We start from the raw sequence: 24,735 nt of genomic DNA, 5'->3' as shown, positions 1-24,735 counted from the left end.
ATTCTGGAAATATTACAAATACATTTTTAGAAATAATTCTCTCAGATATAAAGGATTTATTTCAAGAAAATTATAATCAATACAAACTTATGCATATGTTAATAAATAAATATATAATCGATGGTGAAAGCTATTCATCTCTGAGAGATAAAATTAATAGTGACGAAATATTTTTAGAAATTAAATTAATTTCAATTTCAAATTTGATTGTTTATGAAATAGAAAATATTTTAAAAAAATACCAAATTCGAGTTAATAATTATTTGGACAAAGCATATATTAAAAATTTTTATAGAGATGAAGAAATAGATATTTCACAGAAGGCACAAAAATTGTTAAATGGTTCAAATATTAATGAGGTTCGTATAACTTCAAAATCTTCCCAAAAGCAGGGTTTTTTTGAAAAATTTTTTCAATTATTCAGTTAATTTTGTTTTTTCTTGTAACAATAGTTGTTTTTAATTAATTGAATTTTCAAACTAAGAATTGAAGGTGTCTTATTTAACTCAAAAAACTATTAAACATAATATTTCATTTAGTGGAATATCCCTACATAGTGGTCTGGATGTGAATGTAAGTATAAAACCTGCATTACCCAACCACGGTATAGTTTTTAAAAGAGTTGATTTAAAAAGTAACAATTTGGTATATCCAAATTTTATGAACGTTACCAACACATCTTTAAACACTACAGTTGAAAATGAGTTTGGTGCTAAGGTTTCAACTATTGAACATTTAATGTGTGCATTATTTGGATTAGGAATAGATAATGCCTTAATTGAAATTGATAATGAGGAAGTTCCAATACTAGATGGATCTGCAAAAATATTTATAGAAAAAATTATTTCAGCTGGAATAGAAATTTCAGACTCACCAATAAAAATAATTAAGATAAATAAAGAAATAAGTTATTCTGAAGGTGACCGTTATATAAATATAAAACCATCAACTTTAAGTTTAGATATTGACTTCGAACTCAAATATAAAAATCCTGTTATTGGAAATCAACGAAATAAACTTAAAGTGTATGAAGATGATTTATCTGATGTTTACAATTCAAGAACATTTTGTCTGTTTGAGGATATTGAAATGATTAAAAAAAATGGATTAGCTAAAGGTGGAAGTTTAGAAAATGCTATTGTTGTTAAAAATAAAGAAATACTAAACCCTGAAGGGCTTAGAAATGAAAAAGAATTTGTTAATCATAAAATTTTAGATTGTATTGGAGATTTATTTACCTCTGGTTATAGAATTATTGCAAACATAACTTGTTCACAGGGTGGTCATTATTTGACTAATCAATTACTCAGAAAAGTATTTTCAAATAAAGAAAATTTTTCAATATTAGAAATTAAAGAAAAAAGTTTACCTCATACTTTAATAAATAGAAGCTATCTTAAATCGATAGCTTAAAACAAACTAAGTTCCGCAAAAAATTTTTTTCCTATATAAACTATCTAAAATATATTAAATATTATCTGTGAGATTTTATTACTTATTAACTTTTTTGTTATTCCTTTTAATAACTAGCTCATGCACTAAGGATGTAAAACAAGTAGATATAATTAAAGAAAAAAGTTTAAATCTTCAATTTAATGAAGCTTATACTGAAGGTCTTGAAGCATTAGATGGTGGAGATGTTCTGTATGCGGCGAAGAAATTTAACGAAGCAGAATCTTTATTCCCTCAATCTGACTGGGCTCCTAGAGCAGCATTAATGGCTGCATATTCCTATTATACTCAAGACTATTACGGAGATGCAATAGCTGAATTAATAAGATTTAAAAAAGTTTACCCTTTTTATAAACAACTTGATTATGTAAATTATATGCTTGCAATATGTTATTACGAACAAATTGTTGATGAAGAGAAAGATTTACAATCTTTAATAAGTTCTAAAAAATATTTTAAAATCGTCATTAATGAATATCCTGAAAGTGATTACACAATAGATGCTAAATTTAAAGTTGATTATATTAATGATATTCTAGCAGCAAAAGAAATGTATATAGGTCGTTACTATTTAAATAAAAAAAAATGGATAGGTGCAATAAATAGATTTAAGACAGTAATAGATGATTATGAAACAACGATTTATACAGAGGAAGCTTTGCATAGATTGGTAGAAGTATATTATATTTTAGGTTTAAGTGTAGAAGCAGAAAAGTATGCAATGCTTCTAGGATATAATTATAAATCTTCTGAGTGGTATGAAAATTCATATAGTATTTTTAATAAAGATTACGAAATATCAAATAAAATTGGCAAAAAACAAAAAGAAAAAAATAGTTACATTTTAGAAAAATTTAAATCTCTATTTGAATGAGATGAATAAAAAAGAATTAAAAAAAAAATATTTAGAGAAAGTTAAAATTTTAAATAATTATAACAAAAATTATTATGTAAATAGCAAACCTATTATTGATGATAAAAATTATGATGACTTAAAAAATGAAATATTAGATTTAGAAAACAAATTTGAGTTTTTAAAATCAAAAAGCTCACCATCTGTAGCAGTAGGACATAAACCTTCCAAACACTTTAAAAAATCACCACATAGAGTTCCCATGTTATCTTTGGGCAACGTATTTTCTGAGGAAGATTTAGTAAATTTTGAAAAAAAATTATATAATTTTCTGTCTTTATCTAAAAAAGAAAAAATTAGTTATATTGCAGAGCCAAAAATTGATGGCATATCTGCTTCACTAACATATAAAAACGGAAAATTTTACAAAGGTCTTTCAAGAGGTGATGGCAAAGAAGGTGAGGATATTACTCAAAATCTTGCTACTATTAATGACATACCAAAAAATATCCCATTAGAAAATTGCCCAGAAGAAATTGATATTAGAGGAGAGGTATTTATTAAAAACAAAGATTTTAAAAATTTAGCAGACAAATTTGCCAATCCTAGAAATGCAGCTTCTGGTTCTTTAAGACAAAAAAATCCAGAAGAAACAAAAAAAATACCATTAAAATTTATAGCTTACACATTTGGATATGAAAAAGGATTAATGGTTAATAATCAATATGATTTTCTTAAAAAATTAACAGAGTGGGGATTTAAAACAAATCCGTTGAACAAGTTAATTTCAGGTGTTGAAAATTTAATGGAAAATTATAAAGAAATTGAAAAAAATAGAGCTAATCTAGATTTTGACATAGATGGAATAGTTTACAAAGTTAACAATTTTGATTTGCAAAAAAGATTAGGTTATGTTGCGAATGCTCCTAGGTGGGCTATTGCACATAAATTTTCATCTAGTAAAGCAGTTTCTAAAATTTTAGATATAGAAATTCAGATAGGTAGAACTGGCGCTTTAACTCCAGTTGCAAAAATTAAACCAATAAATATTGGTGGTGTTGTAGTTTCAAATGCAACATTGCATAATGAGGATGAAATTAACCGAAAGGACATAAGAGTAGGTGATACTGCTGTTATAGAGAGAGCAGGTGATGTAATACCTCATATACTTTCAATAGATAAACAAAAAAGATCGAGAAATTCAAAAAAATTCATTCCCCCAAAGAATTGCCCATCATGTGGATCTGAAACAATTAAAGAATTCAACAAAGTAACAAAAAAAATTGATGCTGTTAGGAGATGTTCTAGTGAGGGTTATTATTGTGAAAAAATATCAATTGAAAAACTGAAACATTTTGTTTCAAAAGAAGCACTTAACATTGAAGGTTTTGGAAAAAAAATAGTTGAAAATTTTTATAAATTAAATTTTATTAAATTTCCTCAAGATATTTTTAATTTAGATTTTACGAAAATTGAAAATTTAGATGGTTGGGGTAAACTTTCAGTTCAAAATTTAAAGTATTCAATTGAACAAAAAAAAAATATTTCATTAGAAAAATTTATATATTCTCTAGGTATAAGACATATAGGTTTAGAAAATGCAAAATTATTGTCTAAACATTTTGTTTCATTTACAAAATTTAAAAATTTATCTAAACAAATTGATTATGAAGAAATGCTAAATATTGATGGTATTGGTGATACGCAAGTAAGTTCAATTAAGAGTTTTTTTTCAAATGAGGATAATAAAAAAGTTTTAAATGAATTAGAAAAAGTTTTATTAATTAAAGATGCTATTCAAAGTTCAGATAATGGTTTATTAAATAACAAGACTTTTTTAGTTACTGGGAAATTAAATGGAATTAGTAGAGCCGAAGTTAAATCTTTAATTGAGGAAAACTCTGGAAAAACAATTAGCAATGTATCAAAAAAACTAAATTTTTTAATTATTGGAGAAAAACCAACTAAAAAAAAAGTAGATTATGCCAAACAGCTAAAAATAAAAGTCATTGACCAAACTGAATTCTTGAAAATGCTAAATAAAACTAGCTAACCATCTTCTCTCGTTTGTATTTAAATATTTAGATATCCTTGAGTAAACTTCTAGGTGATATTTAAACAGATAATTTTTCTCATCAAATGTTAATAAATTAAAATTTATTAAATCTTTCTCGATTGGTGCCATTGTTAAATTTTGAAATAACAAACTTTTATTTATTTTTTTAACGTAAACTAAATTTTCAATCCTAATTCCATATTCATTGGTTTTATAATACCCAGGTTCATTACTCAAAATCATGCCCTCTCTAATTTTTACCGAATTTATTTTTGTAATTGATTGAGGTCCTTCATGGACATTAAGAAAAAAACCAACACCGTGTCCTGTACCATGTGCATAATCTAGGTTACTTTTGTTTAAAAATTTTCTTGCTCTTTTATCAATTTTTTTACCTGTATCATTTTTATTAATATCAGTTGTAGCTACTGCAATATGACCCTTTAATACTTTTGTAAAAATATTTTTTATGTTTTGTTTTTGTTTTGAAAAACATATTGTTCTTGTAACATCAGTTGTACCATATTTATATTGCCCACCTGAGTCACATAAAAAAATATCATTCTTATTAATTGTTCTACAATTTCCTTTTTTTGCACGGTAGTGTACGATAGCTCCATTTTTACCTGAGCCTGCTATTGTATCAAAACTAGGATAGAGAAAGTTTTTATTTAATCTTCTAAAATTTTCTAATTTCTTAGTAGCTTCAACTTCATTAATTTTTTTTTTATTAATTTTTTTTATCCAGTATAAAAATTTTGTTAATGCAACACCATCTAAGATGTGAGCATTGATCATATTTTTAATTTCAGTTTTATTTTTAATTGCTTTTAAAAGATAAATTGGATCTTCTTTTTTTATTATTTTAAATTTAGACTTAATTAAATTTTCATAAAATATTGAACAAGATTTATCATCAACTATAAAGTTTTTTCCGTTAAGATGTAGTAGTCTACTTGGTAAATTATTTTCATCTAAAAATTCATCTTTCTTAATAATTTTATTTTTTAATAATTGCTTACACTTTTTAAGATTACTTATAAGAAGTATTTTTTTTGATTTACTCACTATCAATCTCGAATTGGGAACTGGACTATTGGGGCCATCTCCACCTCTTATATTTAAAGTCCACGCAACATTTTCTGGTGCACTAATAAAAATATAATCAGATTTATTTTTTTTTAAGTATTTAGTTATTTTATTTAATTTTGAATTAATACTCTCACCAACAATACTTTTATCTAAAGAAAAAAAAGGAATTGAAGTATTTTTTTTCTGTTTTTTAATTTCATCAATTAAATTATTTTCGATATATTCAATTTTATTGTTTTTTAAAAAGTAGTTTTTTATTTGAGTATTGGTAAATAATTTTGGATCTATACCAAGCGTAAGATTTTTAAATAAACTACAGTTTATTAATTTTTCAAATCCATAAATTTTAAAATTTTTTCCGCTCTCAATTTTACTTTGAATTGTGTATCTTCCATCAGTAAACAAATAATTTTTGTCTTTAAGAATTATAGCTAGGCCAGCAGATCCACTAAAATTTGAAATAACTTCTAATCGATTTAATTTTGAGTATTCTGTAAAAAAATCATCATTTTTTGGAATTATGTAGCCATCAATTCCATATTTTTTAAATTTACTCCTTAATAATTTTATTCGATTTCTCATTTAATTCTCTTTTGATATCTTATCCATCCAGGACTTCTTGTTTCTTCCTCAATTTCAAAATCCTGATTAAACTCAAAATCATCATCATTGTTAATTTCTTCTTCAAAGAAAGAATTTTTTTCTAAATATTTTTCTGGTAATTCATCAATAAATCTTGAAGCCATACTATCTATCCAATCTCCTTGATAAAATCTATTCATTGAAAAGGAAATAATAGCTTTTTTCTTTGCCCGTGTAATTCCAACATATGCTAAACGCCTCTCTTCCTCTAAACCATTTTGACCTTTTTCTTCTATTGATTTTTGATGTGGAAACAGTCCTTCTTCCCATCCAGGTAGAAAAATAACATCAAATTCTAAACCTTTTGCTGCATGCATGGTCATCATATTAATTTTTTCACCATCCCATTCTTGATCGACAGAGGTTGCCAAAGATACATGTTCTAAAAAATTTTCTAAATTATCAAATTCTTTCATAGCACTTAACAATTCTTTAATATTTTCTAGTCTATTTTCATTATCTAAATCTTTTTTATTTTTAAGCATTGCTGAATAGCCAGACTCATCCAAAACAATTTGTAATAACTTAATGTGATTTGATTTCTTTATAGTTAAATCATTTCTCCATTTAAATAGAGAATTAATAAATAAACTAAGTCCAATTTTAGCTTTTGGCTTAATTAAATTTTGCTCAAGCATCATAATTGATGCTCTTTCTAAATTTAAATTATTTTCCTTAGCAAACTCATGAATATTTTTTAAAGTACTATCACCTATTGATCTCTTGGGGTTATTTACTATTCTTTCAAAAGCTAAGTCATCTTTTTCTTGATGAATTAGTCTTAAATACGCAACACAGTCTTTAATTTCAGCTCTTTCATAAAATTTTGTACCACCCAATATCCTGTAAGGCATACCAATTTTGAGAAATCTTTCCTCAAATTCACGTGTCTGAAAGATAGCTCTCACCAAAATTGCAATATTATTATATGAAAATTTTTTTTTTATATTTTTTTCTATTTCATCAGAAACACCAATTGCTTCGTCTTTACCATTTTTAAAGCAGTTTAATTTAACTAAATCTCCTTCCTCCATGGTAGTAATCAAGGTTTTTCCAACTCTATTTTGATTATTGGAAATTAGATTCGAGGCAACTGATAAAATATTTTGTGAAGATCTGTAATTTTGCTCTAATCTTATTACTTTTGTATTTTCATAGACTTGATCAAACTCTAAAAAGTTTTTTATCTCAGCTCCTCTCCAGCTATAAATTGATTGATCATCATCACCAACGCAGCAAATATTTTTATTTTTTTCAGAGAGAAGATTAAGCCACTTACTTTGAATAAAATTTGTATCCTGATACTCATCTACCAAAATATATTTAAAATTTTTAGAATATATTTCTCTAATATCAGGATTATATTCTAATATTTTTACTGTATGTAAAATTAAATCACCAAAATCACAGGAATTTAAATCAGTTAATTTTTGTTGATATATTTTGTATAATGGAAGAACAGTTTTTTCATATATATCTTTTTTATTTATAATTACTTCGCCAGGATAAAAACCTTTATTTTTCCACCTATCAATTATTGCAAGTATAAATCTTGGAGATAATTGTTTGATATCGATATTTTCTGCTTTGCATATATTTTTAATTAATCTAATCTGATCGTCAGTATCTATAATAGTGAAATTCGAGTTTAATTGTGCAGCTGAAGCATGTTTTCTTAATAATTTTGCACAAATTGAATGAAATGTTCCCAGCCAAGAAAGACCAATAGCATCAGATCCTAAAATTTTACTAACTCTATTTTGCATTTCTTTAGCAGCTTTATTTGTAAATGTGACTGCAAGAATTTGATTAGGAAAAGCTTTTTTTTCCCTAATTATATTCGCTATTCTTGATGTTAGAACTTTAGTTTTTCCTGAACCAGCACCAGCTACTATTAAAAGAGGACCATCTAGATGCATTACAGCCTCCTTTTGTGCTTCATTTAAATCATTTAAATATTCTCTATTTATCATTCGAAATAATGTTTTATAAGATTACTACTTAAAATGAATAATCCTAAATTTATTGCTAATTTATATAAAAAATTCAGTAAATTTATTAATAATCTATTAGAGAAAAATTTAAACAAGTTAAATGTTGATAACTTTAAAAATTTATTAATTAACAATAAAATATTTTTATCTATTGTCGCACTAATTATTTTATTTTTATCATATCTTTCATTCCCAAACATTCACAATAAAGAAGATATAGCTTTAGAAATTAAAAAAAATTTAAAAAACAAATTAAACCTAGAGTTTAATTTTCAAGAAGATTTAGATTATAAATTTTTACCAAGACCTCATTTTACTACAAATAATTCTTCAATTAATTCTCAAGAAGATAAAATTACAGAAATAAAAAAACTTACAGTTTATGTCTCGTTGGAAAATCTTTTTTCTTTAAAAAATATTAAATTAAATCAAGTTATCTTAGAAGAAGCAAATTTTAATCTAAACAAAGAAAATTATAATTTTTTTTATAATTTATTAGATAGTAATTTTAATGATTTTAAATTTGAAATATTTAAAAGTAATGTTTTTTATAGAAGTTTAGAAAATGAAGTTTTATTTATTAACAACATCAAAAACGCAGAATATTTTTTCGATCCTAAAGAAATTAAAAATATGCTTTATGCAAATAATGAGATATTTAATTTACCTTATTCAATCAAAGTTTTTGATGATAAAATTGACAAAACAATACATTCTAAAATAAATATAGAAAGTTTAAGACTAGAAATAGAAAATCAAACTTCATATGATGACTCAAATTATTTAGGTTTTTCAGAAATAAATTTAATAAACGCAAAAAGTTTATTTGAGTACCAATTAAAAGATAATTTGTTTGAGTTTAAATTGTTTGATAAATTACAAAATCCAGAGTTTTCTTACATTGGTAAATTTAATTTTAAACCATTTTACTCAAACATAACGGGTAATACAAATAAACTAAATTTCTCGTCTTTGTTTTCATCAAATACAATAATTAAAGAGCTTTTAAAGACTGAAATTTTAAACAATAAAAATATTGATTTTTATTTAATTATTTCTGGAAACAGCATTAAACAATTTAATGATTTTAAAAATGTTTTAATAAAATCAAAAATTCAAGAAGGTTTAGTGGATATTGATCAATCTAAAATGACATGGAAAAATAATATTGATTTTGAATTTTTAGATAGCTTAGTATTTGTGAAAGAAGGAAAATTAATTTTAGATTCTAACGTTGAAATTAATATAAATAATACTGATGAGCTCTACAAATTCTTACTTACTCCAAAAAATTTGAGAAAAAAAATAAGTAAAGTTAATGTTAATTTCACTTATTTTTTTGATGAAAAAAATATTAAAGTTAAGAATATCAAGATTGATGGAAAATCACTTGAAAAATCTAAGTATTCTTTTGATGATATTTTACTAAAAGAAAACAACTTGCAAAATAAAATTTATCTCAAAAATTTATTGAATGAACTAATAAAAAATTATGTAGGATAAATCATCTTCTTAGGATCAACAATTCTCTCATAGTCTTTTTCACTAATTAATCCTCTTTTTAATGTTTCATGTTTAAGTGTTGTATTGTTCTTCAAAGCTGTCTTCGCGATTTTTGCAGCGTTATCATAACCAATATGTGGAGCTAAAGCTGTTACTAACATTAAAGAATTATCTAAATGCTCTTTTATTCTCTTTTTGTTAGCTTTAATTCCTTTAACACAATAAAGGGCAAAATTTTTTGTACTGTCTGCCAATAAGTCAATAGATTGTAAAATGTTATGGGCAATTAATGGCTTAAATACATTTAATTCAAAATGACCATGTGTTCCCGCCATTGTAATTCCATTGTGATTTCCAATTACGTTTGCACACACCATTGTAACTGCCTCACACTGGGTTGGATTTACTTTTCCAGGCATTATAGATGAGCCAGGTTCATTTTCAGGTAATATTAATTCTCCATATCCTGCTCGAGGTCCAGATCCTAAAAATCTGATATCATTTGAAATTTTCATCAATGCAACAGCACATGTATTTAATGTTCCAGAAAAATTTACTATTGCATCGTGTGCAGCAAGTTCAGCAAACTTGTTTGGTGCAGGTTTAAAAGTTATTTTAGTAAATTTTGAGATTTCTTTAACAATTTTTTTATCAAAGTTTTTTTTTGAGTTTATTCCTGTTCCAACAGCTGTTCCACCTTGAGCTAAAAATAGGATTTCTTTCAATGCATATTCGATTCTTTCAATACATTTTTTTAATTGAGCATGATATCCAGAAAATTCTTGCCCAAGGGATAAAGGAGTTGCATCTTGAAGATGAGTTCTTCCAATTTTAACTATTTTTTTAAATTCTATAGATTTTTTCTTCAATTCTTTTTCTAAGATTTTTAAACTTGGCAACATTTTAGATAAAGTTTGTGTTGCAACAGAAATATGTATTGCAGTTGGAAAAACATCATTGGTAGATTGAGATTTATTTACATGATCATTTGGGTGAACAGGCTTTTTAGTTCCTTTCTTTCCTCCTAAAATTTCAATGGCTCTATTAGCAATTACTTCATTTACATTCATGTTTGTTTGAGTACCTGAGCCAGTTTGCCAAACTTTTAAAGGAAAATTCTCATCTAATTTTCCTTTAATCACTTCGTCTGAAGCTTTGATAATTGCTTTTGATATCTTACTACTAATTAATTTATCTTTAGCATGAACTATAGCTGCTGATCTTTTAATAATAGCAATAGATTTTATTATAGAAATATTAACTAAAATTTTTCCGATGTTAAAAAATTTATTTGATCTTTGTGTTGAGGCACCCCAGTATTTGTCATTGGGGACATTTATACTTCCAATACTGTCAAATTCTTTTCTTAATTTCATTGATTACTTTTTAAGTACAAATAATTATATTCATACAATAAATTTTAAAAAACTTACAGGAGCAATATGTCAAATTTTAGTAAAGTCGGAACTTTTATGAAAACTTTTGGTCAAGATGTTAAAACTAAGCCATCTTTTAGCACCGATAAAATAAATAAATTAAGAATAGACTTAATTAAAGAAGAATTAGATGAGCTCACAGAAGCTATGAATAATAAAGATTTATTAGAAGTTGCTGATGCACTTACAGATATTTTGTATGTAACGTATGGAGCAGGACACGCCTTTGGAATAGATTTAGATAAATGTTTTGATGAAGTTCAAAACTCAAATATGAGCAAATTAGATGAAAATGGTAAGCCAATTTACAATGAAGCTGGAAAAGTTATGAAAGGCCCTAATTATTTTAAACCAGATCTATCTAAGTTTGTAAGTTAAATTTCTAGCTTAAAGTCAACTGCAGTAGCACTATGAGTAATGCTTCCTACGGAAATTCTATCTACTCCAGTTGAAGCAATCGCTTTAACAGTTTTTAAATTAACATTGCCCGAAGCTTCAGTTTCGTAATACTTTTTAGCAATTTTAACTGCATTCCTTAAATTTTTAATGTTCATATTATCTAGTAGAACGGTATTAAACTTTAATCCTAAAATTGATTTAAGTTGATCAATTGTATCAACTTCTACCGTAATTTTTTTTCCTTTTTTGTTTTTAATTGCCTGAGTAACCAAAGTATTTAAATCTGAACTTGCGATATGGTTGTCTTTTATTAAATATTCATCACTTAAATTGAATCTATGGTTTATACCCCCTCCTAACTTAACAGCATATTTTTGAATTACCCTAAGGTTTGGAATTGTTTTTCTTGTACAGCAAATTTTAGTTTTTTTTCCAGCTAATTTAACAAATTCATTGGTCTTTGTTGCTATACCAGAAATATGTGACAAAAAATTTAAAGCTACTCTTTCTGCAATTAAAATATTTTTTGCTTTACCTCTAATCAAAGCAACTAAGGAACCTTTTTTAATTCTCGAACCATCTTTTTTTTTAACAATAAATTTTATTTTATTATCAATTAAGGAAAAAGTTTGTTTAACAAATAATAATCCAGCAATAACTGCATTTTGATTTGATATTAATTTAACGGTTACAACCTTATCGTTATTAATTAATGCTGAAGTGATATCTCCTGAAGGATACAAATCTTCGTTTAGAGCCAACTTAACAGTACTTTTAATAAATTCTTTACTTAATTTAATTTTTGACACTTATATTATCTGCCAATAGCTGCCATTCTCTCTACAGATATTCTAGCTTTATCAATAGTTTCTTTGTCCATAATAATTTCACCAGTTTCATTTTCCAAACAATCTAAAATTTTAGGTAAAGTAATTTTTTTCATATGCGGACACATATTGCATGGTTTAACAAAATCTACATTTGGATTTTCTATTTGAATGTTGTCACTCATTGAACATTCAGTAACCATCATTACTTTTTTTGGTTGATTATCTTTTACATATTTAATCATTCCAGAAGTGGATCCTGCAAAATCACTGGCTTCGATTACATCTGGTGGACACTCTGGGTGAGCAATAATTTTTATCCCAGGATTGTTTTTTCTAATATCTTCAATTTCTTTTTTATTAAATTGGTCGTGTACTATACAAATTCCTTTCCAGGATATAATTTCTACATCAGTTTGAGATGCAACATATTTTGCAAGATAATCATCAGGTAAAAATATAACTTTTTTTACTCCGAGAGATTTAACAATTTTAACTGCATTTGCTGATGTACAACAAACATCTGTTTCAGCTTTTACTTCAGCAGAAGTATTTACATATGAGACTACAGGTACTCCTGGATATTTTTCTTTAAGTAACCTTACATCTTTACCAGTAATTGAGGACGATAAAGAACAACCTGCATCCATATCGGGTAAAATTACTTTTTTATTTGGGCTCATTAACTTTGCAGTTTCAGCCATAAAGTGTACTCCTGCCATTAGAATTATATCTGCTGAAGTTTTTGAGGCTTCTATAGCTAGCGCAAGTGAGTCTGCGGAGAAATCAGCAACACCATGATAAATTTCTGGTGTTTGATAGTTGTGAGCTAAAATAACTGCGTTCTTTTCTTTTTTAAGTTTATTAATTTTATGTATATAAGGTGCGTGCACTGACCATTCTATTTCAGGCATAACCTTTGAAATTTTTTGGTAAATTGGATCTGTTGCTTTACGAACTTCTTGTGTAAATTCCATGAAGTTTTTTACCAATTTGAAACATACTTGTCATTCATTTATTATGAGACATATCGCGGTCGTGCTGAAATTGGTAGACAGGCACGGTTGAGGGCCGTGTGGACTAAGTCCATGAGAGTTCGAGTCTCTCCGACCGCACCAAATTTCAATTTTAACTAATCCATTCAGGTTTTTTTATACTTATTGAAGCTTCTTTAGTTTTAAATTCAAGTTTTTCATCAAAGTTTTCATCTAAAAATTTGATTAAAGCAAAGGGGTAATTATTATCTATTAACACTTTACCTATTTCATTTTCATTATTAAAAATACTTTCTCCTTCGTTTAATTTTCCATGAATTATGTTTATAGGCATTAATCTTTTTGAAAGTTTATTTTTTAATTTAATTCTAGCCGTGTTTTCTTGGCCTACGTAACAACCTTTTTTAAAATCAATTCCATTTAGTTCTTCAAAATTACACTCAATACCAAATAATTTGTCTTGCAATTTGTTTAAATCTTTTGGAACTATTCCTAGTTTATGACTTAAAGAATAGTATTCGTTTACATCTGTATCGTGGAGATCTAATTTTTTTAATGATAAGTAAAGTTTTTCTAAATTAATGATTAATCTTGCTCCTAATTGTTTATTTCTTGGATCTAAAAAAACAGGATCCTCTCTATATTTAATAGTAAATCCCGATTGATCTTTTGCTTCATCAAATTTCAAAAATTTTTCATAAGAAAAAGCTGCTACAACGAATTCATTACTTAGATTAAGAATTTCAACTTTGGATCTTAGTTTATAAAGAGATAACTGTTTAAACATCCCATCTGCTTGACGCTTTTCACAATCTAAAAGATACCCTGATTTATGTTTTACAATTATAAATTCATATAAAAATTTTCCCTGGGGAGTTAACAAAGATGCAAAACAACTATTATCTTCACTTACTTTATTTATGTCATTACTAATAAGATTTTGTAGAAAATCTTTTGAGTCTTCTCCATTTATATAAAGAATTGACCTATCCTCTAAAATGTAAACGTTTCTGATATTCATATTTGATTAAGTTATCATTTTAATATAATAACTTTTTCTTCAAATGTTAGATCTTATAATCAAAAATGGACAATGTTACATCGATGGTGAATTAAAAGATATCGATGTTGCAATAAAAGATGGAAAAATTCAAAAGATTGGTCAAATTTCAGATGATGCAAAAGAGACAATTAATGCTGAAGATCAAATGGTTCTACCTGGTTGTATAGATACCCAAACACATTTTAGAGAACCTGGATCAACTGATACTGAAGATCTTCATTCAGGGAGTAGGGCGGCAATAGCAGGTGGCATTACTAGTGTATTTGAAATGCCTAATACTAATCCTCCAACTTCAAACATGAAAGAGTTTCAAAGAAAACTAGATCTCGCTAAAAATAGAATGTATTGCAATTACGCTTTTTACTTTGGTGCAACTGCCGATAATGCAGATGATTTAGCTAGCTTAAAAGATTTGGAGGGTTGTTGTGGAATTAAGTTATTTGCAGGATCTTCCACAGGAAATTTATTGGTTGCCGAAGAAGACGATATAGATAAAGTTTTTCAAAACGCTTCAAAAGTTGTTGCAGTTCATTCTGAAGATGAGGCGATATTAAAAATTAATAAAAAATTAATTAAAGAGGGAGATGTTCATACTCATCCAGTTTGGAGAAGTGCAGAGTGTGCAATAGCTTCAACTAGAAGAATTGTTAGAATTGCAGAAAAACATAAGAAAAAAGCTCACGTTCTCCATATAACAACTAAAGAAGAAATTGATTTTCTTTCTCAGCACAAGGGTAACATTACTTTTGAGATAACTCCTCAGCATTTAACTCTTTATGCTCCAGATTGTTATGAAAAACTTGGAACATATGCTCAGATGAACCCACCATTAAGAGACAAATCTCATTATGATAGATTATGGTATGGGGTCAGAAATAACTTTAATGATACTATTGGATCAGATCATGCACCTCATTTAAAAGAGAATAAAGATAAAGTTTATCCAAATACTCCTTCAGGGATGCCAGGTGTTCAAACTTTAATGCCAGTAATGTTAAATCACATTAATGATGGAAAGCTAAGTTTAAATCAATTGATGAACTTTGTTTGTGAAAATCCTGTTCAAATTTTTGGTATAAAAAATAAAGGTTTTATAAAAGAAGGATATGATGCTGACTTTACAATTGTGGATATGAACAAAACGATTGAGATTAAAAATGAAAATATTGAAAGTAAATGTAAATGGTCTCCATTTAATGGATTTAAATTTAAAGGTACACCTACTCACACTATCATTGCAGGAAAAGTTAAAATGCAAGAAGGTAAAATTTTAGGAGATCCAGAAGGAACTCCTTTACAATTTAGTTAAGCTTAACTGTAAAACTATTTACTAAAATTACACCTAATACAATTAAAAATAATCCTAAGATTGCTTGCCAAGCTAAAGTTTGTTTAAAAAATATATATCCCAGTATAGCAATTGTAAAAATTCCTAAACCACTCCATGTAGCATAAACAATTGCAATTGGAAGTTTGTTTACAACAAAAGTTAATAAGTAAAATGCACAAAGATAAAAAATTGATAAAGCAACAGTAGGTATAACTTTAGTAAAGTTTTGAGAAACTGGTAGCAGCATTGTTCCAGCAACTTCACAAAAAATTGCAGCAATTAAAAATATATAAGTTTTAACCATTATTTAAAATTTTATGTTTTACTAAATCTTCTTTTATTTCATTTAGTATTACTGGATCATCTATTGTTGGTGGAATTTTATATTCAACACCATCAGCAATTTTTCTTATTGTTCCTCTTAAAATTTTTCCTGATCTAGTTTTTGGTAATCTTTTAATAACAATAACAGTCTTAAACGCAGCAACAGGGCCAATTTTATCTCTTACTTTTTGTACACATTCTTTTGATATAGTTTCATTATCTTTCTCAACACCTGATTTTAAAACTACTAAACCAATTGGTAATTGGCCTTTTAATTTGTCTGCAATTCCAAGTACTGCGCATTCAGCTACTGATTGATGTTCGGATAAAACTTCTTCTATTGCACCAGTAGATAATCTGTGACCTGCAACATTTATAATGTCATCAGTTCTAGACATAATCCAAATGTAACCATCATCATCAATGTGACCTGCATCATAAGTTTGATAATAACCTTCATAATTAGTCATATAATTTTCTTTATATCTTTGATCTGCATTCCAAAGTGTTGGGAACGTTCCAGGAGGCAAAGGTAATTTTACAACAATATCTCCCATTTCATTTGGTTTAGCCAAAGATTGGTCTGGTTTAACGATTTTTACATCATATCCAGGAACTGCTTTACAAGCTGAACCGTATTTGGTCTCCATCATTTCAATCCCTGTGCAATTTGAGCTGATCGCCCAGCTAGTCTCAGTTTGCCACCAGTGGTCAATTACTGGAACCTTTAATAAATTCTCTGCCCACTTGATAGTATCTGGATCTGCTCTTTCTCCAGCAAGGAACAAGCTCTCAAAACTAGATAAATCATATTTTGAGAAAAATTTACCCTCTGGATCTTCTTTTTTAATAGCTCTGAATGCAGTTGGTGCAGTAAATAATGATTTTACTTTATAATCTGAAATGATTTTCCAGAAAGCACCAGCATCTGGAGTTCCAACAGGTTTTCCTTCAAATAAAACTGTAGTGCATCCTTTGAACAAAGGAGCATAAACTATGTATGAGTGCCCAACAATCCAACCAATATCACTAGCCGACCACCATATGTCGTCAGTATCAATATTGTAGATATTTTTCATAGTCCATTTAAGAGCAACGATATGGCCACCAGTATCTCTTACAATACCTTTTGGTGTTCCAGTTGTTCCAGATGTATAGAGGATGTAAGCAAACTCATTTGAATTCATTTCAACACAATCAGCATCTTCTGCACTTGAGACTGCTTCTTCCCAACTAATCTCTGTTCGAGCATTTAGTTTGACTTCATTTCCTGGTCTTTGAAACAAAATCATCTTTTCAATTTTATGATTAGCTATTTTTATAGCCTCATCTACTAGAGGCTTGTATTCTACTGTTCTTCCAGGTTCAAAACCACATGAAGCCGTTACTAACAACTTTGCTTTACTGTCATCAATTCTACTTGCAAGTTCATTTGAGGCAAATCCACCAAAGACAACAGAGTGTATGGCTCCAATTCTTGCACAAGCAAGCATAGCAATTACCGCTTCAGGGATCATTGGCATGTAAATGATTACTCTGTTTCCTTTACTTATACCTTGTTGTTTTAAGGCTCCTGCAAATCTTGATACTTTTGCTCTAAGTTCCTCATAAGTGAACTTAGCTTTGTTGCCTGTAATAGGACTATCGTAGATTAAAGCAGTTTTTTGACCTCTTCCTTGGTCAATGTGGATGTCTAAAGCATTATAACAAGTGTTAGTAACACCATCTTCGAACCATTTATAGAAAGGGGGATTAGATTTATTTAAAATTTTTGTAGGTTTTTTAAACCAAAAGCTATCTTCACTTGCTTGTTGCCAAAATTCTTCAGGATTTTTTATGGAATTTTCGTAAATACTATGAAATTTTTCTGTCATTCTAATTTGATTCGATTTTCGTTATTTTTTTGGTTTTTAACTTATAAATTGTATTTAATTTTAAAAATTCAGTAAAATCAATGCAAATTAATGACAATTAAGTCTTCATAAAACTAATTTAATTTGCTATTTAACCCCAACTTTGGCTTAGGGTTACTTAAGTCTAGTTTATATAAACTAATAAATAAAAACTAACGAAGAGGGAGTTTTTTATGAAAAAACTTAAATTGTTTGCTCTTACAGTTGTTGCTCTTATGGGTGTAACTGGTGTTGCAAACGCTGAAACAGCTATGCTGGCTCAAGACGATTTCGTAGGTATTTCGTTTTGGTTAGTATCTATGGCTTGTTTAGCTGCTACTGTATTCTTTTTCTTAGAAAGAAGTTCAGTTCCAGCTGGATGGAGAGTTTCAATGACAGTTGCTGGTCTAGTAACTGGTATTGCATTCGTACACTACATGTACATGAGAGATGTATGGATCGCTACTGGTGACTCACCAACTGTATACAGATACATTGACTGGTTAATTACAGTGCCATTATTGATGTTAGAATTCTATTTTGTTCTATCAGCAGTAAACAAATCAGACTCTGGAATTTTCTGGAGACTAATGATTGGTACATTAGTAATGCTAGTAGGTGGATACTTAGGAGAAGCTGGATACATCAACGCTACACTTGGTTTCATAATCGGTATGGCTGGTTGGGTATACATCTTATATGAAGTATTCTCTGGTGAAGCAGGTAAGAGAGCAGCTAAAAGTGGCAACAAAGCACTTGTAACTGCTTTTGGTGCAATGAGAATGATCGTTACTGTAGGTTGGGCGATCTACCCATTAGGTTACATTTTTGGTTACCTAACAGGTGGAGTAGATGCTAACTCACTAAACGTGATTTACAACGCAGCTGACTTCTTGAACAAGATCGCTTTTGGTCTGATCATTTGGGCAGCAGCTATGCAACAACCTGGTAGAGCTAAGTAGTAGTTTTACTTAAAATTTAAAAAAGGGCAGGTACAATTTTGTACTTGCCCTTTTTTTTTGCCTTAGGTAAAATTATGTATAGTTATTATACATACTTTTTATTATGGATGTAAAATTAGAAAAATGGCACAAATGCCAAGTTGATATAGAGGTTCTTAAAGAACTTTCAAAAAAATCTGACATCAAAGGACTTCAACATGTTTCAGTTTTTTTTGGATTGTTATTAGTAACAGGAATTATGGCCTATATAACTTGGGGTACTTGGTGGTCTGCTTTTTGGTTTTTGGTTTATGGAAACATTTATGGTTTTTCAAATCCATTATGGCATGAGACAGGTCACAAAACTGCTTTTAAATCAAAAGCTTTAAATGAATTTTTTTACTACATCTCTTCTTATCTTTCTAATTTTGAACCATTAAGATGGAGATACACACATTTTGTTCATCATGGAAATACATATTCAACAGAAAACCCATTTGATCATGAAATTGAATATGGAAATAATTTAAAAGACACACCAAAAAATTTACTCATGAATTTAATTCCTTTTATGGAACTTATTTATTTTAAAAAAAGTATTGCATATGAAATTATTCAACATGCATTTGGTGTAAAAACAAAAGTAATGCAAGATTGCATTCCTGAAAACGCTCAATCAAAAGTTATTTTTAATTCTAGAATTTTTGTTGCAATTTGGATTGCAATTATATTGTGGTCTTTAATTGCATCATCTTGGTTACCTGTATTGTTTTTTTTATTACCAAAATTTTATGGAAGAACTTTACACAAATTGGTTTCTTTTACTCAACATGCGGGTCTAGCAAGAAATATAAAAGATCATAGATACACAACAAGAGAAATGTATCTAAATCCTATTTTAAGCTTTTTATATTGGAAAATGGAATATCATGTAACACATCATATGTTTCCAACAGTTCCATCTTATAATTTAGATAAACTTCATCATCATATTAAAGATCAGTTACCAAGAACAAATGATGGTTTAATTGATGCCTACAAAGAAATTTTACCAGCTATAATGAGACAAACTGAAGACACTAGCTACTTTTTTAAAAAGGAAGTACCAGAACCTCAGAACGTATAAATATTGCTAAGTATGTTTTTACTTACTTGCTCATTTTAGATAAAAACCTATATATAATGCATGGCAAAAATTACTTATCACACACACGACAGTAAAACTCACACTATAGATATTCAAAATGGATTAACAGTTATGGAAGGTGCAGTTCAAAACGATATTCCTGGAATTGATGCAGATTGTGGAGGTGGAATGGCGTGTGCTACATGTCATGTTTATGTTAAAGAAGACTGGTTAGACAAACTTCCAGCAAAAGAAGATGGTGAAGAGGATATGTTGGATATGGCATATGAACCAAAACAAAATAGTAGATTAAGTTGCCAATTGATTGTTTCAGATGAATTAGATGGATTAGAAGTTACTATTCCAGAAAAGCAAGCTTAGATGAATAAAACAGATGTGTTAATTATTGGAGCAGGACCAACAGGTTTATTTTGTGCTCATCAACTTGGAATTATAGGACTTCAATGTGAAATAGTTGATAATCTTGATAAAGCAGGTGGACAGTGTATCGAACTTTATCCTGACAAACCTATTTATGATATTCCGGCTGTACCAGAATGCACTGGAGAAGAATTAACAAATAATCTCCTCCAACAAATAAAACCTTTTAATGTAAAATTTCATTTAAACGAAAGAGTTGAGGAATTAAAAAAAGTTGAAAATCGTTGGCATGTCAAAACAAGTGGAAACCAAGAGTTTGATGTAGCTGCAATAATTATTGCTGGAGGAGTTGGATCTTTTGAGCCTAGAAAATTTCCAGTAAAAGAATGTGAAAAATTTGAAGGATCCTCATTATTTTATTCAATTAAAGATAAAACAATTTTTAAAGACAAAACTATCTCAATATTTGGAGGAGGAGATTCAGCTTTAGATTGGGCTATAGAATTGTCAAACACTTCAAAAGTAAATTTAATTCACAGACGTGATGGATTTAGTGGAGCTGAATCTAGTGTTCAAAAAGTAAAAGAGTTAAATGACCAAGGAAAATTAAATTTGTACACAAAATATCAAATGGACTCTGTTAGCGGAGATAATCAAATTAGTACTGTGAAAATAAAACATGATGAAGGAGAAATTAAAGAATTACAATCTGATTATGTTCTTGGTTTTTTTGGTTTGATTATGCAGCTAGGTCCTATTTTAAATTGGGGATTAAATATCAATAAAAAAACAGTTGAAGTAAATACTGAAAACTTTGAGACTAATGTTGATGGTATATTTGCTATAGGCGATATTTGTTCTTACCCAGGTAAATTAAAATTAATTCTTTCAGGTTTTCACGAAGGAGCTCTTGCTGCAAGAGGTTGTTTTAAGTACGCAAGACCAGACGAAAAATTAAGATTTGAATTCACTACTACATCAAAAGCTGCTCAAGAGAGACTTGGTGTAAAAAAATGATAGAATTATTTTCTGCTAATACTCCAAATGGTTGGAAGATAGGTATTATGCTAGAAGAAATTGCCTATAAGTATAAAGTAACTAAAATTGATATAGGAAACGATGAACAATTTAATCCAGATTTTTTAAAGATAAGTCCATTTGGCAAAATTCCTGTAATTACTGATCATGAAAATAATAAAAGTATTTTCGAATCTGGTGCAATATTGATGTACTTAGGTGAAAAAAGTGGAAAGTTTTATAACGAAAAAGATCGGTTGGTGATTAATCAATGGTTAATGGCTCAAATGGGAACTATTGGTCCAATGATTGGTCAGCATCACCAGTTTCATCATTATAATCCTGGAAAAAGTGAATTTGGTGAACAAAGATATTTTAAAATTGCTAAAAGAATTTATGGAGAATTAGATACAAGATTAAAAGATTCTAAATTTTTAGCTGGAGATGATTATACCATTGCTGATATTGCAACTTGGCCCTGGTTAGCAAGACATGAATGGCATGATATTGGATTAAAAAATTATCAAAATTTATCTAGATGGTATCAAGAAATTTCTGAACGTGAGGCTGTTATAAAAGGATATGCCTTTATGGATAAAGAGGCAAAAATACCAAGACCTTAATTAATCATCGACATGAACTTTTTCTTCTTTTTCATGCTTTTCTTGTGCAGCGATAGTGTATTTAGCAACAGGTCTTGCCATTAATCTTTTTAAACCAATTGGTTCAGCTGTATCTAGACAATATCCATAAGTATCATCCATAATTCTTCTTAAAGCTTTGTCGATTTCAGAAATTAATTTTATTTGTCTATTAATTGCTTTCATCTCTACATTTTTATCGATATATGAACTTGCCTGATCTACTAGATCTGCTGAAATATTATTGTCATCCATACTTCCATTGTAAAGAGCTTCATTGTTTGATTTAATTAATTCTTTCTTCCATTCGTTTAATCTTATTCTGAAATAGACTTTGTGTTTTTCGCACATATATTTTTCAGTTTCTTTTGGAACATAAGTTTTTGAAATTTTTATAGGAACTTTTTTAGCTGGAGAAGCTGTAGTTTTCTTTGGCTTACTTGCAACTTTAGTTTTTGTTTTAGATACTTTTTTCTTTACTTTAGTAGTTTTAGGCATCGCTTAATTTTGAATGGCCGGAGTATATTCAGCAAAATAGGGGTGTCAAGCAAGCTGAATTGTTATAAATATTTACTTAATGACCATTAATAACAAAAATATAGATAATCTTTTTTATATTTTTGTTACATCCCATCTAATTTTTTGGACTTTGATTCCAACTCTCACAAATCACAATTTACCCTTAGATACAATTGAAGCTTTAGCTTGGGGAAGCAATTTAGATTGGGGTTTTAATAAGCATCCTCCTATGAGTGCTTTTTTTCCAGAAGTTTTTTTTCAAATTTTTGGTTCACAGGATTGGGCTTATTATTTATTAAGCCAAATTTTTGTAATAATATCTTTTTATTATGTTTTCAAACTTTCGAACGAAATACTTAAAAACAAATTTTTTGGTTTAATTTCAGTTTTATTAATTGAGACAATTTATTTTTATAATTTTACCACACCTGAGTTTAACGTAAATGTATCCCAGTTACCTTTTTGGTCTTTAACTGCTTATTATTCTTGGAAAATTTATAATGAAAAAAATATTAAGTTTTGGGATTGTTTTTTAATAGGTTTATTTGGTGCATTAGGATTTTTATCAAAATATTTGTTCATTTACTTACTAGTATCTATCGCACTTTTATTTATTTTTTTAATTTTTAAAAAAGAGAGGAAGTTTGATTTTAAATATTTGATTACAATAGAAGTCTTTATAGTTGCTTTAGTTCCTCATTTAATTTGGCTTAATAATAATGAATTCATTACAATTACCTATGGACTTGCAAGAACAGGTTTAGAACAATCAAGCTTCATTGATCACATAAAATATCCATTAATATTTTTAGGGAAACAAATCGGTATATTAATACCATTTATAATTTTAACTTTGTTATTGGTCAAAAAACTTAAATTCAAAATAAATTTTAAAGATAAATATTTATTATTTTTGTTAGCAATTAATATGTTGCCAATCACACTGGTGTTTTTAACTTCATTGATAACAGGTTCAAAAATTCGAACAATGTGGATGACACCATTTTATTTATTCTTTGGAACGTTAATTGTTTATTTATTTCAATCTCAAATAAATTTAAAAAAATTAAAATCTTTTATGGTTGGGTTTTTATTCTTCTTCTTTTTATCACCTGTTCTTTACGCTTATGTTTCGGTCTCAAAAGACGATAAGAGAACAGATTATCTAGGTAAAGAAATTGCGATGAAAACCCAATATGCTTGGGATCAACAATTTAGCTCTAAGATCAATGTTGTTCTTGGAGATGAGTGGAATGCAGGTAATTTGTCTTATCATCTAAAATCAAGACCTGTTTGGGAAGGCATAGTTGAAAAAGAGAAACTTGATCAATTGAAAGATTATATGTGTCTTGATAGTATCTGTGTTGGATCAAGATAATCTATGAAATATTTCATTTTAGTACCTGTTTATAATGATCGCGAGTCTTTGAAGTTGTTAATTGAAAATATTAATCTTGAGATAAAAGATTTAGATTCTGAAATATCATTAGTGGTAATTAATGATGCTTCTTCACAGCAAATCATCGATGATTACTCAAATATTGAAAACATTCACTCAATTGAAATCATTAACATGAAAGAAAACAGGGGTCATGCAAGATGTATTGCTTCAGGTTTGAAATATATCTATGAAAAAAAGGAATTTGATTATGTAATTCCTATGGACGGCGATGGCGAGGATAGACCTGAAGAAATTAAAAACTTTATCGAATTATCAAAGGAAGCTGGAGACAAATCTATAATAGGTGAAAGGGTTAAAAGATCAGAAAGTATGTTCTTTAAATTATGTTACCAATTTCATAAGTTTTTAACTTTAGCATTTACAGGGCAATCTATTAAATTTGGTAATTTCACATGTCTTTCAAAAGTAACTGTTAAAAAAATGTTAGATGAAAAATCTACTTGGAATAGTTTTTCTGGATCATTAAAAAAAATTGAAAAAGATTTAATTTCTACTCCATCAATTAGAGGAAAAAGATATTTTGGCCCATCTCAGATGAGTTTTTTTAAATTATTAAAACACTCTCTTTCAATAATAAGCGTATTTAGAAAAACAGTTTTAATTCGTTCAGCTTTATTTATTGTTTTTTATATTTTGTTAATCAAAAGTAATGCGTCAATTGTTACCTCACTACCTTTAGTATTGTTGTTAATAATGATTTATTCAATTTCTAGTTTAGCTTTAAGAGAAAATATCGAAGAATTTAATAATTCCTTAACAAATATCCATGATATTGATAAAATAAAATAAT

At 28.0% G+C, this 24,735-nt stretch carries 23 protein-coding genes and 1 tRNA gene; 15 read left to right on the top strand and 9 right to left on the bottom strand.

What is annotated here, in order from left to right:
* The 4 genes from ACTTBM_RS07245 to ligA form a co-directional block, all read left to right on the top strand.
* A partial coding sequence (locus tag ACTTBM_RS07245) for a hypothetical protein (protein ID WP_440635347.1) occupies positions 1-428 on the top strand: 428 nt, incomplete at its 5' end.
* 64 nt (positions 429-492) lie between these two features.
* Positions 493-1,413, top strand: a complete 921-nt coding sequence (gene lpxC, locus ACTTBM_RS07240) for a UDP-3-O-acyl-N-acetylglucosamine deacetylase (RefSeq protein WP_440635345.1) — start codon at positions 493-495, stop codon at positions 1,411-1,413.
* 67 nt (positions 1,414-1,480) lie between these two features.
* Positions 1,481-2,326, top strand: a complete 846-nt coding sequence (locus ACTTBM_RS07235; RefSeq protein WP_440635344.1) for an outer membrane protein assembly factor BamD — start codon at positions 1,481-1,483, stop codon at positions 2,324-2,326.
* A gap of 1 nt (position 2,327) precedes the next feature.
* The gene (ligA, locus tag ACTTBM_RS07230; protein WP_440635343.1) at positions 2,328-4,358 is read left to right on the top strand and encodes an NAD-dependent DNA ligase LigA; all 2,031 of its coding nucleotides are present in this window, start codon (positions 2,328-2,330) and stop codon (positions 4,356-4,358) included.
* Here ligA and ACTTBM_RS07225 read toward each other — a convergent pair.
* Together ACTTBM_RS07225 and ACTTBM_RS07220 are read right to left on the bottom strand one after the other, a co-directional pair.
* The gene (locus tag ACTTBM_RS07225; RefSeq protein WP_440635342.1) at positions 4,341-6,035 is read right to left on the bottom strand and encodes a M24 family metallopeptidase; all 1,695 of its coding nucleotides are present in this window, start codon (positions 6,033-6,035) and stop codon (positions 4,341-4,343) included. The genes ligA and ACTTBM_RS07225 overlap by 18 nt on opposite strands.
* Positions 6,032-8,068, bottom strand: a complete 2,037-nt coding sequence (locus ACTTBM_RS07220) for an ATP-dependent helicase (RefSeq protein WP_440635341.1) — start codon at positions 8,066-8,068, stop codon at positions 6,032-6,034. The genes ACTTBM_RS07225 and ACTTBM_RS07220 overlap by 4 nt, the downstream gene beginning before the upstream one ends.
* 33 nt (positions 8,069-8,101) lie before the next feature.
* Between ACTTBM_RS07220 and ACTTBM_RS07215 the strand changes: the two genes are divergently transcribed.
* Positions 8,102-9,592 (top strand): AsmA family protein, encoded by a 1,491-nt coding sequence (locus tag ACTTBM_RS07215; protein WP_440635340.1) that lies wholly within the window; start codon positions 8,102-8,104, stop codon positions 9,590-9,592.
* Here ACTTBM_RS07215 and fumC read toward each other — a convergent pair.
* Positions 9,580-10,968 (bottom strand): class II fumarate hydratase, encoded by a 1,389-nt coding sequence (gene fumC / locus ACTTBM_RS07210; RefSeq protein WP_440635339.1) that lies wholly within the window; start codon positions 10,966-10,968, stop codon positions 9,580-9,582. The two genes, ACTTBM_RS07215 and fumC, sit on opposite strands and share 13 nt — an antisense overlap.
* Positions 10,969-11,034: 66 nt before the next feature.
* Here fumC and ACTTBM_RS07205 point away from each other — a divergent pair, with 66 nt between their 5' ends.
* A complete protein-coding gene (locus ACTTBM_RS07205) occupies positions 11,035-11,406 on the top strand; it encodes a phosphoribosyl-ATP diphosphatase (protein ID WP_440635338.1) in 372 nt (123 codons plus the stop codon).
* On the opposite strand, the gene nadC is transcribed toward ACTTBM_RS07205, so the two are convergent.
* Both nadC and nadA read right to left on the bottom strand, forming a co-directional pair.
* A complete protein-coding gene (nadC, locus tag ACTTBM_RS07200; RefSeq protein ID WP_440635337.1) occupies positions 11,403-12,236 on the bottom strand; it encodes a carboxylating nicotinate-nucleotide diphosphorylase in 834 nt (277 codons plus the stop codon). The two genes, ACTTBM_RS07205 and nadC, sit on opposite strands and share 4 nt — an antisense overlap.
* 5 nt (positions 12,237-12,241) lie before the next feature.
* Positions 12,242-13,231 (bottom strand): quinolinate synthase NadA, encoded by a 990-nt coding sequence (gene nadA, locus ACTTBM_RS07195; RefSeq protein ID WP_440635336.1) that lies wholly within the window; start codon positions 13,229-13,231, stop codon positions 12,242-12,244.
* Positions 13,232-13,286: 55 nt separating this feature from the next.
* Between nadA and ACTTBM_RS07190 the strand changes: the two genes are divergently transcribed.
* A tRNA-Leu gene (locus tag ACTTBM_RS07190) sits at positions 13,287-13,372 on the top strand.
* Between the two features lie 10 nt (positions 13,373-13,382).
* Here ACTTBM_RS07190 and ygfZ read toward each other — a convergent pair.
* On the bottom strand, positions 13,383-14,270 hold the full coding sequence (gene ygfZ / locus ACTTBM_RS07185) for a CAF17-like 4Fe-4S cluster assembly/insertion protein YgfZ (RefSeq protein ID WP_440635335.1): 888 nt from the start codon (positions 14,268-14,270) through the stop codon (positions 13,383-13,385).
* 43 nt (positions 14,271-14,313) lie between these two features.
* On the opposite strand from ygfZ, the gene ACTTBM_RS07180 reads away from it, so the two are divergent.
* A complete protein-coding gene (locus ACTTBM_RS07180; protein WP_440635334.1) occupies positions 14,314-15,621 on the top strand; it encodes a dihydroorotase in 1,308 nt (435 codons plus the stop codon).
* Here the strand turns inward: ACTTBM_RS07180 and ACTTBM_RS07175 are convergent.
* Both ACTTBM_RS07175 and ACTTBM_RS07170 read right to left on the bottom strand, forming a co-directional pair.
* On the bottom strand, positions 15,614-15,946 hold the full coding sequence (locus tag ACTTBM_RS07175) for a DMT family transporter (RefSeq protein WP_440635333.1): 333 nt from the start codon (positions 15,944-15,946) through the stop codon (positions 15,614-15,616). The genes ACTTBM_RS07180 and ACTTBM_RS07175 overlap by 8 nt on opposite strands.
* On the bottom strand, positions 15,939-17,840 hold the full coding sequence (locus ACTTBM_RS07170) for a propionyl-CoA synthetase (RefSeq protein WP_440635332.1): 1,902 nt from the start codon (positions 17,838-17,840) through the stop codon (positions 15,939-15,941). The genes ACTTBM_RS07175 and ACTTBM_RS07170 overlap by 8 nt, the downstream gene beginning before the upstream one ends.
* Positions 17,841-18,052: 212 nt before the next feature.
* Here ACTTBM_RS07170 and ACTTBM_RS07165 point away from each other — a divergent pair, with 212 nt between their 5' ends.
* The 5 genes from ACTTBM_RS07165 (at position 18,053) to ACTTBM_RS07145 (ending at position 21,946) form a co-directional block, all read left to right on the top strand.
* Complete coding sequence (locus tag ACTTBM_RS07165) at positions 18,053-18,820, top strand: bacteriorhodopsin-like (RefSeq protein ID WP_440613895.1); 768 nt, start codon at positions 18,053-18,055, stop codon at positions 18,818-18,820.
* A gap of 103 nt (positions 18,821-18,923) precedes the next feature.
* Positions 18,924-19,925, top strand: a complete 1,002-nt coding sequence (locus tag ACTTBM_RS07160) for a fatty acid desaturase (protein ID WP_440635331.1) — start codon at positions 18,924-18,926, stop codon at positions 19,923-19,925.
* Between the two features lie 60 nt (positions 19,926-19,985).
* A complete protein-coding gene (locus tag ACTTBM_RS07155; protein WP_440635330.1) occupies positions 19,986-20,306 on the top strand; it encodes a 2Fe-2S iron-sulfur cluster-binding protein in 321 nt (106 codons plus the stop codon).
* Entirely contained in the window at positions 20,307-21,323 is a 1,017-nt protein-coding gene (locus ACTTBM_RS07150; RefSeq protein ID WP_440635329.1) for an NAD(P)/FAD-dependent oxidoreductase, read from the top strand.
* Positions 21,320-21,946 carry a glutathione S-transferase family protein gene (locus tag ACTTBM_RS07145; RefSeq protein WP_440635328.1) on the top strand — a complete coding sequence of 209 codons (627 nt, stop codon included), beginning with the start codon at positions 21,320-21,322 and terminating at the stop codon, positions 21,944-21,946. The genes ACTTBM_RS07150 and ACTTBM_RS07145 overlap by 4 nt, the downstream gene beginning before the upstream one ends.
* Here the strand turns inward: ACTTBM_RS07145 and ACTTBM_RS07140 are convergent, their stop codons facing one another.
* Positions 21,947-22,462, bottom strand: coding sequence for a TraR/DksA family transcriptional regulator (locus ACTTBM_RS07140; RefSeq protein ID WP_440635327.1), 516 nt, complete (start codon positions 22,460-22,462; stop codon positions 21,947-21,949). It abuts the gene before it with no gap.
* Between the two features lie 79 nt (positions 22,463-22,541).
* Here ACTTBM_RS07140 and ACTTBM_RS07135 point away from each other — a divergent pair, with 79 nt between their 5' ends.
* Together ACTTBM_RS07135 and ACTTBM_RS07130 are read left to right on the top strand one after the other, a co-directional pair.
* On the top strand, positions 22,542-23,861 hold the full coding sequence (locus ACTTBM_RS07135) for a glycosyltransferase family 39 protein (protein ID WP_440635326.1): 1,320 nt from the start codon (positions 22,542-22,544) through the stop codon (positions 23,859-23,861).
* 3 nt (positions 23,862-23,864) lie between these two features.
* Positions 23,865-24,734, top strand: coding sequence for a glycosyltransferase family 2 protein (locus tag ACTTBM_RS07130; RefSeq protein ID WP_440635325.1), 870 nt, complete (start codon positions 23,865-23,867; stop codon positions 24,732-24,734).
* The last annotated feature ends 1 nt before the right edge of the window (position 24,735 follow it).

The organism is Candidatus Pelagibacter sp. HIMB1746 (genome assembly GCF_052047555.1).
Classification (GTDB): Bacteria; Pseudomonadota; Alphaproteobacteria; order Pelagibacterales; family Pelagibacteraceae; genus Pelagibacter.
The sequence above is the reverse complement of the archived record's forward strand: the minus strand, read 5'-3'. Positions and strand labels throughout refer to the sequence as shown.